Raw genomic sequence first — 15,666 nt, 5'->3', positions numbered from 1 at the left:
GTTACTAAACCGTTTTCGTAGAATTCCCCAGCCATGTGATTTAAATCGTCTAAATTGACCCCGTAATTCGCTAACATTCAACCAAAAAACTGATACGACCAAAATTCCACGTAACAATCCGGTAACATAGGGTTGTTTCCTTTGTCCCGTTATTAACGTAACCAAAACTCAATTGCTTTCCATGAACAAAATTTACGTACCTAAACGCAACATGCAATTGGTGTTCGCCTCACTGCTTTGCTGTAGTTGCTTATTCATGCAAGGGAATGCCCAGGCGGCCGCAACCACGCCTGTTGAAAAAAGCAAAGTCCCGTTTGACCAAACAATTACAGGAACAGTGAAAGATGCCGCAACAGGCGAACCGTTGGTGGGTGCAACTATTGGAGTGAAAGGATTCTCCAAAACCACCAGCACAGATGTTAAAGGAGCTTTTTCCCTCACAGTTCCAGACAAAACACCCGCACTGGTAGTTAGTTTCATCGGGTATGTTACCCAGGAGGTGCTTATCAGAGACCGGTCTAATATCGAGATCTTATTACAGTCTGCCGCTACAGATCTTACACAGGTAGTGGTAGTAGGTTATGGTACACAAAACAAAAAGGACGTTACCGGAGCAGTTAAAACGTTGAAGAGCGAATCCTTCAACAAAGGTATTATCAACAACCCGCAGGAATTACTGCAGGGTAAAGTAGCAGGTGTGAATGTTACAACTGCAAGTGGTGAACCAGGGCAAAGATTAGGTATCACTATCCGTGGCGCCGGTGGCGTACGTGGTGGTAACACACCCCTGTTCGTAATTGATGGATTGCCGCTGGATAACTCCAGCACAGGAGGTGGCGGCGATCCTTTAAATACGATCAACCCGCAGGATATTGAATCCATCGATGTATTAAAAGATGCATCTGCAACGGCTATTTATGGTACAAGAGGTGCCAATGGTGTGATCATCATCACTACCAAAAAAGGTAAAGCAGGTTCTTCTACATTGTCCCTCAATTCCAGCCTTGGTTTTTCAAAGATGGCAAGGAAACTGCCTGTACTCACCGCTGCTGAATTCCGCGCAGAAGTACCCAAACTGGGTGGTTCCGCTCTGGATGATAAAGGTGGTAATACAGACTGGCAGGATGTGATCAGCAGAACAGCTATCACACAAACACATAACCTCGCATTAAGCGGTGGCGCAGATAAACTCACTTACTATGCATCTTTCGGCGTGCAGTCTCAACAGGGTGTGATCAAACGCAGCCAGTTAGACCGCTACAACGGACGCTTCAATGCTACACAGAAATTCCTGGACGATGCATTGATCATAGATGTGAACCTCGGTGTTGCCAATACAAAGCAGGTACGTCCGCCACTCGGGGTCGGAGAAGCTATCAGCAATAACCCTACCTATCCTGCATATAATGCAGATGGTAGTGCTGCACGGTATGATAATATGACCAACCCCTTATTGAACTTTGATCTGGACAGAGAGCAGATTGTTACCAACAGGGTAACCGGGAGCATCAGCCCCTCTATCAGGATCATCAAAGGTTTGGTATATAAATTCACTCTGGGCGTGGATAATTCCACCGCTACGCAGGACTTCGTAAATAAACCCAGTGCTGTTCCCCAACGGGATGGCAGACTGGAAACCTATAATTTCGTGAACAGGAATACACTCCTGGAAAACTACCTGACCTATACCGCTACTGTAAAAGCACATAGCTTCTCCGTACTGGCCGGTCAGTCTTATCAGAAATTCTTTATCCAGTCAAGATCTTCCAGCATCAATAAATTCCCGATCTCTCCACTGGATCCTATTTACAATCCAAACCAGGGGCAGGAGTTAACACTGGCTAATAACAGGCCCAACAGTGGCGCTACAGAGAATAAACTGAACTCTTACTTTGGAAGGGTGAACTATTCTTTTGACGACAGATACCTGGTAACCGTGAACTTCAGGGCAGACGGTTCTTCTAAGTTCGGTTCCAACAACCGGTACGGATACTTCCCATCTTTCTCTTTAGGATGGAGGATCTCAGAAGAGGAATTCATGAAGAACTCTCCCTTCAGTAATTTAAAACTGAGAGGTGGTTATGGTGAAACAGGTAACCAGGAAATTGATCCGAAAAGTACCCAGCCACTTTTCCGTACAGAAGTTACAGCTGCTAACAGTTATCCGCTTTATCCAACCGGCGCATATCCTGCCGGATCTGTTTTCGTGAGATTGGCTAACCCGGACCTGCAATGGGAGAAATCCAAACAAACCAACATCGGTTTGGACTTCGGTATCCTGAATGGTGATCTGACAGGTTCTATTGACGTGTTCAATAAAGTATCCAGCAACATATTACTGAAGGTGCCACCTACTGATCCGGTACAACCGGCTACTACCTTATGGGCCAATATACCGAACATGACGGTGACCAATAAAGGGATTGAACTGGACCTGGCTTATACTAAAAAATTAACGAAGGATATCACATTCGGTATTGGTGGTAACTTCTCTTATATCAGGAATAAAGTAGCCGGTTCACCTTATTCTATCATAGCATCAGGTTCCGCACAGGGTGCTGGCCTTACTTCTGCTACGGTGAACGGTTACATTAACGGTGAACCAGTTGGTACTTACTTCCTGAAAGAATTTACAGGATTTGATGCCAATGGTATCAGTACTTTCCTGGATAAAGACAAGGATGGTGTTGTTACAGATAAAGACAGGATCTATGCTGGTGTTGCCATCCCTGATAAACTGTATAGCTTCTACCTGAACTTCGCCTGGAAAGGCCTGGACCTTGTAGCCAACTTCAACGGTGTATCCGGCAACAAGGTATACGACAATACAGCTAATGCAAACTTCTATAAACTGAGATTATCTAAAAACGTAAACGTTACCAAAGAAGCACTCGCTTTCACACAGGAGTCCATCAACAACTCTGCACCTGTTAGTACAAGGTATTTGAAAGATGGCGCTTTCCTCCGCCTGAACAACCTGGCAATCGGGTATAACTTTAATACCACTGCACTGGGTATCAGCAAATGGGTGCCAACCATCCGTTTGTCTGCAACAGGTCAGAACCTTTTTGTGATCACCAAATATGATGGTTACGATCCAGAGGTGAACTTAGACAGGAATATCGATGGATTCACTTCCTATGGAATGGATTACCTGAGCTATCCTAAAGCGAGATCTTTTATTGTTAGTTTAAATGCTTCATTTTAATATTTCAGTATATGAAAAAGACGAAATTATTGCTGCTGGCTACTTGTGCAGGTATTACAATGATGGCTGGTTGTGCAAAATTAGATGAGAACGTTCTGGATGAATCGTCCGTAACAGGACTTACCGATAAACAAATTGCAGAGGGCGCTATTGCCCCTGTTTACGCAAGGCTCCCGGATATCTGGTTGCACACTAACTATTTCGCCCTGCAGGAGATCTCTACAGATGAGGCGATCCTGCCATACCGTGGTGGTACGGACTGGGGTGATAATGGTATCTACCTGCAATTGCACAAACATGAAAACGTAAGTTCTGATGTGAACGTGCGGAATACCTGGAACAATATCACCCAGGCAACGTCAAGAGCTGTGTCTGCTATTGAGGTGCTGGCAACTAACAAAGATGCGAGTGCTGCTTTGTTCCTGGCAGAAGCAAGAGGTATGAAAGCTTACTACTCCATGCTCACACTGGACCTTTTTGGCCTGGTATTTAAGAAGGAAGATCCTAAAGCGGTTTCCACTATCTTAAGAGGTAATGATGCGGTAGAGTACATCAAATCTGAACTGCTGGCTATTGAGCCTATACTGGATAACACCACAGGCCCCGGCCGTATCACCAAAGCAGCCGTTTGGGGTTTACTGGCACGCCTTCACCTGAATGCTGCCGTTTACCGCGATCGTTATGCCGCTACTTTCGACTTCAAGAAAGAAGACATGGATAAAGTAGTAGAGTATTGCGATAAGATCATTGCTACACCACAATTCGTTTTATCTCCCAGCTACTTTGCGCTGTTTGATGATGCGAACCATACTAACAAAGAACTGATCTTTGCAGTAGACCAGCGCTCAGACCTGAATGGTCATAACCGTATGGCTTATTTCTCCCTCTCCGGCGATCAGTTCCCGATCCCTGCCTATACCGGTGCTAACGGTACTGATGGTCCTGCTATCACTTCTGATTTCTACCGTAGCTGGGTGAATGCCTATACGCCTATCGATCCTGCTGCTGCAGATCCGCGCTTTTACAAACAGAACCTGGGTATTTACACGAACCCTGGTGACTCCTGTGTAGACGCTGCTGCGTTCAACATCAACCGTGGTATCTTAAGAGGTCAGCAATACGGCCTGATCCGCAAGAGTGGCGTGTTCCTGAAATGCACCAGCGGAAAGATGTTAGTAGGTAAATTATTCTACGATACCCGCAGCAAACCTACCAAACCGGTTGAGTTCACTGAGCAGTGCGACTTCACCGTTGCCGGCAGCGATTACAACACCGGCTTCAGGGTTTCTAAATATGAATTCAGCAAAACTTCTGTGAGCGGAAGGAACTTCGGAGAGCATGATATCGTGATCCTGCGCCTCGCGGATATTTACCTGATGCGTGCAGAAGCCAAACTGAGAAGAGGTGACGCTGCTGCTACCGCACTGACTGACGTGAACACTGTAAGGGCTTCCAGAACAGCTTCCACACCAGCTCCTGCATTAACTGCTATCACGCTGGACCTGCTGTTCCGTGAAAGAGGTTTTGAATTCTACTGGGAAAGCCAACGCCGTACAGACATGGTACGCTTTGGTAAATACGAAGGCACCTGGACGGAAAAAACCAACACCGATAAGCAAAAGAGGATCTTCCCGATTCCTCTGACAGCGATAGATGCTGCTTCGAACCTGCCCGGATACCTGGTACAGAATCCTGGATACTAGGCGTTCTTTTACTTTCCATAATTAAAAAATGCCACCTGCAGACAGGTGGCATTTTTTATGGGGAGGATTATTTTATCCGGTGGTAATAGATAACCGAGCCATCCATTATCCTGGGGTCCGATGAGAAGATTAACCGATCACCCTCGATGCGGTAAAATTCCCTCGAGGCATTTGTTTCGCCGTCATAGATGATCCGGTTGCCCATCTCGTTATTCAGTAATTCATCTTTTATTAACCGGAAGGTCCCCTGCTTTATTATTTGCCCGTCAATGGTCCTTTGATACTGGTTTAGAGTGAATTTTATCAATGTATCGTTCCCCGGTGTATAGACCCTGTTGATCCAGGGGGTCATATATCTTTGTATTTCCCATGTTCCTGAAATGGAAGGGGGCATATCTTTCGATTTTTTACAGCATACCAGGAGGAGAAGTAATAAAGAGGGTAGAACAAATTGTTTCATATGTGGCTTTTTTGTGAAACGGCTTATAGCACAAAAAGTTACTGTGGCAGGACTTAATTAACAATGGGGGAGAGTATTTTGTTCCTGTAAAGTTCCGCTATTGGGCCCAAATATAGGAAAAGAAATTATAAGGCCCCCAGCAGCTGGGTATACAATGCCTCTTCATCACTGGGCCGTTTTGCCTTTTTGATCAGTACTTTACCCTCCCGGTCAAAGATGAAGAAAGTAGGGTAGTACCTGTTTTCTTCTCCCGGCAGCAGGGTTTGCCAGATGGTTTCAATGGCTGCTCCGGTGATCCGCACATGTTCGCCCGTAATATTATTCACCTGTATGTATTCCCGCCATTTTTTATCTGCCAGGTCCTTATCGTTGCTGAGGTAGAGGAATACCACATCTTTCCCTTTCATCTGCTCCTTCAGTTTGGGGGCATAACGCATTTCTGCTTTACAGGGGCTGCACCAGGTTCCCCAGATATCCAGGTATACGAGTTTGCCTTTATAGGGTGCCAGCAACTGCTCCAGGGTAGTAATGCCCGTATGGATCACAATCTTGTCGTTCTCCTTTCCTGTTGCCAGCATACTTTCCAGTTTGGCCATCCTTTGGCTGGCATCTTTCTCCTCCTTACTGCCGGCGAAATGTTTTGTGAGTTCCGTCATCACCCTGCGGGCCATGGTGGTTTCCTTTTCATTACTGTAATAGATCACCCTGTTGGCCAGCAGTCTTTCATGTTGCGCCGGCGGCAGGAACTTTTTGGCGGAGAGGAGGGTAATGATCTCATCCCCATATTCCTCCGCCATAGACATCAGTGAATCAAAGGGCAACCCTGCTGCTGCTGCCAGCATTTTAGCCCCCTGGGCCTTGTCTTTCCTGTAAACCTGCCCGATCTCCATCATCTTATATTTAGCGTAAGCATACAGGAAATAATTGGCGGCAGGGCTTCTGTAGAGCTCAGTCATGGAAGGCATACCGGTGAGTTTCATCACCGTATCCTTCCAGGCCTGGGCTGCCGGATTCCTGGTATAGTTATCCAGCACAATGCTGAACTCTTCCATGTTCAGTGCATAATAATATTTGATCTGCGTATGCAGGGAGGCTTTTACAACTGCCGGAAGTTTTGCTTTGGTAACATTCAGGGAGAGGTGGTTTGCCGTATCCAGGATGTCAGGCAGTAATATATTCATCAGGGAATCCCGGCCCATTTTTCCATAGGCATTCTCCGCAGAGAAAGGATTCATAAAAAAAGGGCGTTGCTGCGGAAAGCTGGCATGCACCAGCATGTTTTCTGCAGCACCTTTGCCGCTGAACTGAATAGTACCGGGCAGGTCTGCATCATCAAAGGTGACGTGTAAGTGCCTGCCGGGACTTAGTAATAACTGCTGCTTTTGTTTGTTGTAGTGTAAGGTTACAAACAATGGGTCCGTTCCCGGAACGGTAAAAGAAAAGCTGCCATCCGGCTTTACTTCGCTGAAAACGGAATTATCCTTTTGATACCATACATCCCGGGAAATATTCAATTCGGTTTCTTTCCCCGCAGCGCCATTGATCTTTCCCGTAAGGATACATTGCGCCAGGCATTGGGTGATACAGCAAACGGCAAGGATGAGCATCCCATACTTTTTCATGGTGTATATTTTATGCAAGGATATAACACCAGGAGAAGCAGGAAAACGGAATGTGATGAACCGTAATGGATGTGTTACGAAACCACCGGATTAAGGTAGTTCCTCTTTGGCAAACCGGATGAATTGTTCCCAGTCGTACCACAGGATATCATGTTTGCCTGTACGCAGATGATAGCGTATACGTTTTCCCACCGGATGGTCCGGTGCAGGGATTGCCGATACACCCAATCCTTCATATTTGAATAGTTTATAGACGGGTTCGGCAGCTTTGGCAGCAAGGAATTCTCCTGTGGGGTCAGTCCACAGGTCTTCTGTTGCACTGGCAACATATAAAGGGCGTGGCGCTATCAGTGCCAGCAGCATATGCTGATCAAAAGGTAATGTTTCCGGTTTTTCATTGTATTGTTTATAGGCAGCAATGAACCAATGCGGGAAACGGGTATTAATGCGTAAAGTGGTTTCCCCAAACCAGCGGGTTGATAAAGCGGCGCCGCCTTCTCCGGAGTTGTTGGACACTACAGCGGCAAAACGGGTATCATTTGCTGCCGCCCATAAAGCGGCTTTACCCAAACGGCTATGGCCTGTGATGATCACTCTTTTGGCATCTACATTCTTTTCTGTTTCCAGGTGATCCATCAGCCGGCTTAAGCCCCATGCCCATACACCAATTGCACTCCATGCTTCGGGGGCTGTTTTCAATTCCTCCTGCATCCTGCTGCGCACGCCTGTTTTCCATCCATTTGAACTATCCGGCTCTACATCCCCATAGTGAAAGGTAGCGAGGCCGTATCCTTTTTCAATTATTTTGGCTGCCTCCCAGCGCCTTTCCTGGAAGCCCAGTGCAACAGGGTTGATCACCTGTTTAACCAGGATATTCGTATCTCCTGAAATGGTATGATTGCCCAGGAAATTACAGCCGATGAACACCGGCACTGGTTTGCTGGTTTTTTTAGGAAGGTAAAGGAGTATATCCATAAAAGGCGCCTGGTCTCCTTTTGCCAGGAACAGCCTTACCTGTTTAGAGATGGCGGTGCCGCCCAGCGCATTACTGTCTATCCGTTGTACAAGGGTATGCATATGAGCAGGTTTACCCGGGTATACGCCATACATATGTGTTGTGAAGAGTTGCAGGATCTCCGGTCTGCGACTGCGTTTCCAGTCCGCTGCAGTTTTTACGTCAGGCGTTAACAGTACAGGCAGGGGAAGGTTGCCCACTTTCGCTTCGTCATAATTAAAAACCTCCTGGGCACTCAGTTGCAGAGATAGGGTTACCAGGGAAAAGAGAAGGATTTTTTTCATACGGGTAAATAATCTTGGTCGCAGCTAAAATAATCAGGATAATTATTACAATTATACCCTATTTCCATTTAATAATTACCCTATTCCCATCATATGTCTTAATAAATATCCTGCTTTTCTTCTATCTGCCCGAACTCCCGGATATAATCCCGGGGGGACTTGCCCGCAATGGATTTAAACACCCGGTTAAAATTGGCGATGCTGTTGAACCCGCATTGATAAGCCACGGTGGAGATACTGTCGAAATTACCATCTGCCAGTTTCTTGCAGGCTTCACTTACCCGCACTTCATTTAAGAAAGAAATGAATGTCAACCGCGTATGTTTTTTGAAATAACGGCAGAACGCCTGGGCAGACATATTTGCATGCTGCGCGATATCTTCCAGGGTGATATCCGCATCGTAATGCTGCATGATGTAATCATAGATATAGCTGATCCTGATCCCTTCCTGTTCGTTCACGGCTATTAAACGTGTGCCGGAAATAAGAGAAGGCAGGTCGTTCATGCTCTGAAAAGTATGCAGCAGGTCCATGAAATGGATCAGTTGTTTGGCGCAGGTGGTTTGATCTATCTGCAGCATCCGCAGAAAGATATCTTCCTTTTGATCTTCCGGTACTTTGAAGCCGGCATCTGATTTCTGAAGGAAGGCTTTTATTTTCTTCAGTTCCTGTAATTCAAATACAGCACCCAGCATACCCTGTGGATTAAAGAAGAGGGTTAAAGCCTGTACAGGTGAAGTGTTTCCATCTCCTTTAAATACATGTGGCTGATTACTGCCTATCCAGAAAATATCTCCTTCCTGGAAAGGATACATGTTATTTTCTACTACTAATGTACCGCTCCCACGGATCACCCGCGTGAGCTGGATCTCTTCATGGCGGTGCAGCCAGGGATAAAATTCCGGAAGAAGATCGCTTTGCGTGATAATTGCTTTGTCACGTGCAACAGGAATGGTAAACTGTAGAACTTTCATGTATGGAAATTACCGAAAAACTTTGTGATAATAAAATTCAAATTGACACTATAAAATATTTTATGACAGGGATAAAATCCGATAAATATTGATTAAAATCCATAAACTAAGTACAATATCATTACTATATATTTAAATGTTGTTTTGACATTTAAATGCCGATATGAAGAAGATTCTGATCTGTTTGCTGCTCAGTGCCGGACCTGCCATGGCACAAAGAGATTACCCTATTCAACCTGTTGCATTTACACAGGTGAAAGTGAATGATAATTTCTGGGCACCAAAAATAAAAGTGAATGCGGACGTGACCATCCCCTACACTTTAGAGCAATGCCGAAAAACCGGCAGGGTAGATAATTTTTTACGTGCTGCAGGCAAACTGCCCGGAGATAAACTAACGGAATTCACTTTTGATGATACCGATATCTATAAAGTAATAGAAGGTGCTTCTTATAGCTTACAGGTACAAAAGAACCCGGAGCTGGAAAAATATTTGGACACGTTGATCTCTTATATTGCGATCGCACAGGAACCGGATGGGTATCTCTATACTTTCCGTACTGTAAAAGCAGCGAAACCACATGATTGGATTGGTTCACAACGCTGGGAGAAGGAAGAAGACCTGAGTCATGAACTCTACAATTCCGGGCACCTGTTTGAAGCGGCTGTGGCGCATTTTCAGGCTACGGGCAAAAGAACAATGCTCAATATCGCTATTAAGAATGCGGACCTGCTGGTGCGTGATTTCGGCTTTGGCAAAACAGAAAGGTTCCCCGGCCACCAGATCGTGGAAACCGGCTTAACCAAACTGTACCGTGTAACAGGCAATAAACAATACCTGGACCTCGCCAAGTTCTTCCTGGATGTACGCGGCCCCGGGAAAAAATATAGCCAGGAATATAACCAGGCACATAAGAAAGTAACAGACCAGCACGAAGCCGTAGGGCATGCCGTTCGTGCTACTTATATGTACACCGGTATGGCAGATGTGGCAGCATTGACCGGTGATGAAGATTATCTGCATGCCATTGATGATATCTGGCATGATGTAGTGGAAAGGAAAATGTATATCACCGGCGGCATTGGCGCAACCGGGGCAGGAGAGGCATTTGGCAAAGCATACCAGTTGCCTAATATGAGCGCCTATGCAGAAACCTGCGCATCCATAGCCAACGTATACTGGAACAGCCGCATGTTCCTGCTCCATGGAGATGCGAAGTATATAGATGTATTGGAACGTACCTTATACAATGGTTTACTTTCCGGCGTATCCTTAAGCGGAGACCGTTTCTTCTATCCCAATCCATTGGCCTCTATGGGCCAGCACCAGCGTAGTGCCTGGTTCAGCTGTGCCTGCTGCATTTCCAACATGACGCGTTTTCTGCCTTCCATGCCGGGTTATATCTACGCACAGAATAAAAATAATCTCTACCTGAACCTGTTCGTAGGTAATACCGCCAGTATTCAATTACCTGTAACAAAAGTAGCGCTCACACAACAAACCAATTATCCCTGGGAAGGAAAGAATGAGATCACTGTTAATCCTGAAAAGGCCGCTGCCTTTACCCTGCACATCCGCATACCAGGCTGGGCGCAGAATAATCCGGTGCCGGGTGATCTTTATCATGCACAGGATGCTGCTGTTAAGAAAATACCGCTGTTGCTGAATGGTAAACCCTATCAATATAAAATAGAAAAAGGATATGCCGTGATCAACCGTACCTGGAAGAAAGGAGATAAGGTAACGATAGAGCTGCCCATGAAAGCAGAGAAAATCTTAGCCAACGAACAGGTGAAAGACGATAAATTCCGTTTTGCATTGGAGCGCGGCCCATTGATGTATTGCATTGAAGGTCCGGATAACCTGGATAGCAGTGTACAGAACATTGTTGTAGACCGGTACGCAGCCGTTAGCGAAGTTTTTAAACCGGCCTTACTCAATGGCGTAACCGTACTGGAAATGAAAGGCGCGTCCACAAAACGGCAGCTGAACAGTGATGAACTGATCCGTACCACGCAAACCGTTACCGCCATTCCCTATTACGCATGGGCCAATCGCGGTCCTTCAGATATGACGGTTTGGATACCCTACGAAGCCTCAGCAGCAAAACCTAAACCCGCACCCACCATTGCCTCCAAAGCTAAGGTTAGTGCCTCTCTTCGTAACCAGCGCATGTTCAAAGCCCTGAATGATCAGTATGAGCCTGCAGATGCTAAAGATAACAATGCACCTTACCTGCATTGGTGGCCAAAGAAGAATTCACTGGAATGGGTACAATATGATTTTGATTCCCCGCAGACTATTTCTTCTTCCAGCGTATATTGGTATGATGATGGCCCATGGGGTGGATGCCGCATCCCGGTTTCCTGGAAACTGTATTACAAAAAAGGAGAGGAATGGGTAGAAGTGAAACCCACCAGTTCATATAGCATCACAAAAGACAAATACGATACCGTTCATTTTGAACCACTGACCACCACTGCTTTAAAAATGGAAATACAGCAACCGGTGGACTACTCTGCCGGCCTGCATGAATGGAGCGTAAAATAAGGGATTGGTTAAGATCACGATAATTTGTAACTTTCTACAAATGCTATCTTATGGATCAGAATATCATCCGCCTTTTTGATGAGTATACCCACAAACCCCTTACCCGGGAAGATTTCCTCAAACGCCTCGTAAAACTCACCGGAGGGATGGCTGCCGCCATGGCTGTATTGCCATTGCTGGAATCCAACTATGCCCATGCGGCCACGGTGCAGCCGCTGGATCCGGACCTTACGGAAGAGGACATCACCTATCCAGGCGAAGGCACTACCATGAAGGGATATCTTGTTCGCCCCAAAGCTGCAGGTAAAAGGGGAGCGGTGGTAGTGATCCATGAGAACCGTGGCCTTACGCCTCATATAAAAGATGTGGCCCGCCGCGTTGCCAAAGCTGGTTACCTGGCGCTGGCACCGGATGCCTTATCTGTATTTGGCGGTACTACTGCCAATGAAGATGAAAGCCGTGCCCAATTCGGCAAACTGGATGCTGCACAGAACCTGCAGAACTTCCTCAAGGCATTTCCTTATCTCAAATCACTTCCTGCATCCAATGGCAAAACAGCCTGTGTTGGTTTCTGCTGGGGAGGTGCATTGGCTAATCAGCTGGCCGTGAATGATCCTGATCTGAAAGCAGCCGTTGCATTTTACGGCCGCCAACCGGCAGCAGCAGATGTGCCAAAGATCAAAGCAGCAGTACAACTGCATTACGGCGGACTGGATGAAAGAGTGAATGAAGGTATTCCTGCTTACGAAGCCGCTTTAAAAGCAGCGCATACAAAATATGAACTGTACATCTACGAGGGTGCACAACACGCCTTCCATAACGATACTTCCGCAGCCCGTTATAACGAAGCTGCTGCTAAACTTGCCTGGGAGAGAACACTGAAGCTGTTTAAAGAAACCATACAATAGCATGGTGAAATTATTCATGGTACTGATCGGCTGTAAACCCGCAGGCCGTCATACGGAGCAGCATGATGTTTTCTTTGGCATAGCAGCATCCCTGAAAGAACTCATACCCGCTATTATCGCTTTCTGGCCGGAGGCGGATGATCTGCATATAGACGGATACCGGGAAGTAACCAAAGTGGATGGATACCGCATTGGCATCAATGAAACAGCTCCATCCTCCGAATATCTTTTCTTTATTAACCTGGGCGGTTATAAAGAAAATGAAATGGAAGAATTCCATTACAAAATGCTGGCCACCGGCAAAGATAAAAACGAAGCACTCCGTAAAGCGAAGGCCACGGCCTTTTTCAAACATACCGGGTTTAAAGGTGCCACTTCACATATCGATGATAAATACGGTGTGGGTGTGGACGATATGGCGCTGGTGGAAGAGATCCTCCCTGCTGCTGTGCGCAAGCAATACAGGCTTTCTTTAACACCAGCTCCGCAGGATATGGCGGAGGATGTTTTGCACCTGGGGTATTTTAAAATATCGGATATCCTGGCTTAGAATGTTTCATCAATCAATTCCTTATTGATCATGGCGCCAGCTTTTGTGCCCGCAGCAACAGCCATGGAAACACCACGGAATTTGTTGCTGTTATCACCTGCCGCATAAACACCGGGAACAGTGGTCTGCTGTAATTCCGTTACTTCAATATATCCCTGTTCATCAATAGCACAACCCAATTGCTGCGGTATATCACTGTGCTGTTTAAAAGGCAGTCTTATGTAGGCTGCTTCCAGCGGATGTTTTGAACCATCCTTTAATACAATGTTTTGCAGTTGCCCGTTTTCCTGTTCAAATTCACTGATCTCTGCTTCAACAACTGTTATCCCGTGGTTTTTGATCTTCGCTGCCTGTTCTGCTGTTAAAGCAGAAGGGCCATTGGTGAACAACGTTAGTTTGTTACTCCAGTTGGAAATTAACCGGCATAACTCAAAAGCCATGTCCCCGTTTGCAATCAGCCCTGTAGCTTTACCCCTGATCTCATAACCATGGCAGTAAGGGCAATGCACAAGCGATATCCCCCATGTTTCTGCCAGTCCTTTCACCGGCAGTAACTGATCTTTGACGCCCGTTGCAAACAATACCTTTTTAGCCCGGAAGGTTTCTCCCGCTGCCGTACTGATCTCAAAACCAGCAGGAGTGCTGACTACATTGGATACCAAACCCTGGTGCCATGAAATGGTATTGTATTGCAGTACCTGCTGCTTTGCTGTGTCAGCAATCTGTGCAGGTGTTTGCCCATCCTGTGTAAGAAAGTTATGCGAATGCGGTGTTTGTTTATTACAGGGATCACCGCTGTCAATGATCAATACGTTTCTCAATGCCCGCCCTAAGGCCATAGCTGCTGAAAGGCCGGCATAACTGCCGCCCGCTATCATTACATCGTATGTTGCGTTCATAAAGCAAATGTAAATAAAAATCCTGTATGCAACAAAGTTGCAAATAATATAAATGGAACAACCGCAACATGGCATAGTAATTACGGTGTAATAATTAACTAAACACCATTAAAAATGACACGTAATACAACCACTATGAGCAGTGCAAAAGAGATCGTATTATCCTGTGTAAACGCCATCAATGAACAGGATTTCAAGATAGCCAGGACATTTGTGGATGATAATATGCAGTTCATCGGCGTAATGGGCTCACGGGATGGGGCACAGGCATATTTTGATGATATGGAAAAAATGAAACTGAAGTATAATGTGAAAAAGGCTTTTGCAGATGGAGATGATGTATGCCTCCTGTATGATCTGCAGATCTCAGGGAAAACTATTTTCGGCTGTGGCTGGTATCATGTGGAAGATGAGAAGATCACTTCCCTCAAAGTTATTTTTGATCCGCGGCCCTTGCTTTGATAAACCCACAAACAGCTTTTACAAACGCAGCATTCTGTTCATAATAGAGCAGATGCCCGCCATCTATCTTCACTACTTCCTGTTGCGGGAATCTGAACTTTTCATAATGATGAATGCCGATCGCATGATCATTGCTGCCGGTAATGGTGAGCACGGGAAGTTGTAATAGGAGTGTTTGAATGGTATAATCAAGCGAGTATTCAGGATAACGTACTTTCTGCAAAGTATCCAATAAGGGTGCCACGATGGCCATGCCAAAATCATTCGTGCGTGGAAAGTTATCGTCCAGGCTATCCAGTTTCACGATGGTTTGTATATCATCCGTGAGGAACTTATAGCCGATGCGCTGTTTACTCATTTCTTTTCTTACCACCGCCATCAGCTGCAGGAGGGAATCTGTTTCCTGTATAACGGTATCCTTACCCAGCAGGCGATAGCCATATTCTACCTGTTCTTTGATAGAAGCGGTATTGAAGAAATGCAGGGTGGAATTGGCCAGCACCAAACCGTATACATGAGCGGGGTATTTCTTTGCGTAGTTGAAAGCAATAATGCCGCCGAAAGAATGGCTGAGCAGGTATACCTTCTCCAGTTTCATGGCTTGCCGGAGTTCTTCTATATCCTGCACCATGCGGTCAAGACTGTAATCTGCCGCGTTCTGTGAAGAGCCTGAACCTCTCTGGTCGTAATACACCATGGTCATACACTGCTCCAGGTTCTTTCCTCCCATCTTTTCAAAAGACATAAAGCCACCGCCAGGCCCGCCATGCACAAAGATGCAGGGAACTCCCTGTCCGGCCACTTTCACAACCAGCTGAACGGAATCACTGGTGAGGATAGTGGTATCCATGTTGGTTAACTGTGTGTAAGTACCTTTGGGCTGGCATGCTGCCATGAAAAGGATGATAGAAATAATAGCAGGTAGTTTCATATTCGGGTATTAGTCCTCAATATGGTCTTATATCTCATATAGCGGGTTATGTGACGCAAATATAAGCAATAGGTCTAACCAACCTGTACCTACCTGCTT

The 15,666-nt window shown here is 45.9% G+C and carries 12 protein-coding genes; 6 read left to right on the top strand and 6 right to left on the bottom strand.

The genetic code is table 11. From position 1 onward, the window contains the following. Window positions 1-181: 181 nt before the first annotated feature. Window positions 182-3,208 (top strand): SusC/RagA family TonB-linked outer membrane protein, encoded by a 3,027-nt coding sequence (locus AAHN97_RS12360; RefSeq protein WP_343307938.1) that lies wholly within the window; start codon window positions 182-184, stop codon window positions 3,206-3,208. An 11-nt stretch (window positions 3,209-3,219) separates the two neighbouring features. Next, a complete protein-coding gene (locus tag AAHN97_RS12355) occupies window positions 3,220-4,911 on the top strand; it encodes a RagB/SusD family nutrient uptake outer membrane protein (protein ID WP_343307937.1) in 1,692 nt (563 codons plus the stop codon). A 67-nt stretch (window positions 4,912-4,978) separates the two neighbouring features. Here the strand turns inward: AAHN97_RS12355 and AAHN97_RS12350 are convergent, their stop codons facing one another. The 4 genes from AAHN97_RS12350 to AAHN97_RS12335 all read right to left on the bottom strand — a co-directional run bounded on the left by AAHN97_RS12350 (window position 4,979) and on the right by AAHN97_RS12335 (window position 9,266). Then, window positions 4,979-5,371, bottom strand: a complete 393-nt coding sequence (locus AAHN97_RS12350) for a hypothetical protein (RefSeq protein WP_343307936.1) — start codon at window positions 5,369-5,371, stop codon at window positions 4,979-4,981. Between the two features lie 125 nt (window positions 5,372-5,496). Next, entirely contained in the window at window positions 5,497-6,993 is a 1,497-nt protein-coding gene (locus tag AAHN97_RS12345; protein WP_343307935.1) for a TlpA family protein disulfide reductase, read from the bottom strand. Between the two features lie 90 nt (window positions 6,994-7,083). Beyond that, entirely contained in the window at window positions 7,084-8,292 is a 1,209-nt protein-coding gene (locus tag AAHN97_RS12340; protein ID WP_343307934.1) for an alpha/beta hydrolase, read from the bottom strand. Window positions 8,293-8,390: 98 nt separating this feature from the next. Continuing rightward, window positions 8,391-9,266, bottom strand: coding sequence for an AraC family transcriptional regulator (locus AAHN97_RS12335; protein ID WP_343307933.1), 876 nt, complete (start codon window positions 9,264-9,266; stop codon window positions 8,391-8,393). Window positions 9,267-9,429: 163 nt separating this feature from the next. Between AAHN97_RS12335 and AAHN97_RS12330 the strand changes: the two genes are divergently transcribed. The 3 genes from AAHN97_RS12330 to AAHN97_RS12320 are packed head-to-tail and all read left to right on the top strand — an operon-like array spanning window position 9,430 to window position 13,275. Then, window positions 9,430-11,817, top strand: a complete 2,388-nt coding sequence (locus AAHN97_RS12330) for a glycoside hydrolase family 127 protein (RefSeq protein WP_343307932.1) — start codon at window positions 9,430-9,432, stop codon at window positions 11,815-11,817. Window positions 11,818-11,867: 50 nt separating this feature from the next. After that, window positions 11,868-12,725, top strand: coding sequence for a dienelactone hydrolase family protein (locus tag AAHN97_RS12325; RefSeq protein ID WP_343307930.1), 858 nt, complete (start codon window positions 11,868-11,870; stop codon window positions 12,723-12,725). A gap of 1 nt (window position 12,726) precedes the next feature. Beyond that, window positions 12,727-13,275 (top strand): DUF1543 domain-containing protein, encoded by a 549-nt coding sequence (locus tag AAHN97_RS12320; RefSeq protein WP_343307929.1) that lies wholly within the window; start codon window positions 12,727-12,729, stop codon window positions 13,273-13,275. On the opposite strand, the gene AAHN97_RS12315 is transcribed toward AAHN97_RS12320, so the two are convergent. After that, complete coding sequence (locus AAHN97_RS12315) at window positions 13,272-14,174, bottom strand: NAD(P)/FAD-dependent oxidoreductase (protein WP_343307928.1); 903 nt, start codon at window positions 14,172-14,174, stop codon at window positions 13,272-13,274. The two genes, AAHN97_RS12320 and AAHN97_RS12315, sit on opposite strands and share 4 nt — an antisense overlap. A 114-nt stretch (window positions 14,175-14,288) precedes the next feature. Here AAHN97_RS12315 and AAHN97_RS12310 point away from each other — a divergent pair, with 114 nt between their 5' ends. Then, entirely contained in the window at window positions 14,289-14,636 is a 348-nt protein-coding gene (locus tag AAHN97_RS12310) for a nuclear transport factor 2 family protein (protein WP_343307927.1), read from the top strand. Here AAHN97_RS12310 and AAHN97_RS12305 read toward each other — a convergent pair. Beyond that, the gene (locus AAHN97_RS12305; RefSeq protein WP_343307925.1) at window positions 14,608-15,567 is read right to left on the bottom strand and encodes an alpha/beta fold hydrolase; all 960 of its coding nucleotides are present in this window, start codon (window positions 15,565-15,567) and stop codon (window positions 14,608-14,610) included. The genes AAHN97_RS12310 and AAHN97_RS12305 overlap by 29 nt on opposite strands. Window positions 15,568-15,666: the final 99 nt, after the last annotated feature.

The sequence above is a fragment of the Chitinophaga niabensis genome (assembly GCF_039545795.1).
GTDB lineage: Bacteria > Bacteroidota > Bacteroidia > Chitinophagales > Chitinophagaceae > Chitinophaga > Chitinophaga niabensis_B.
Note: the sequence above shows the minus strand (reverse complement) of the source record. Positions and strands in the feature narration are given on the sequence as shown.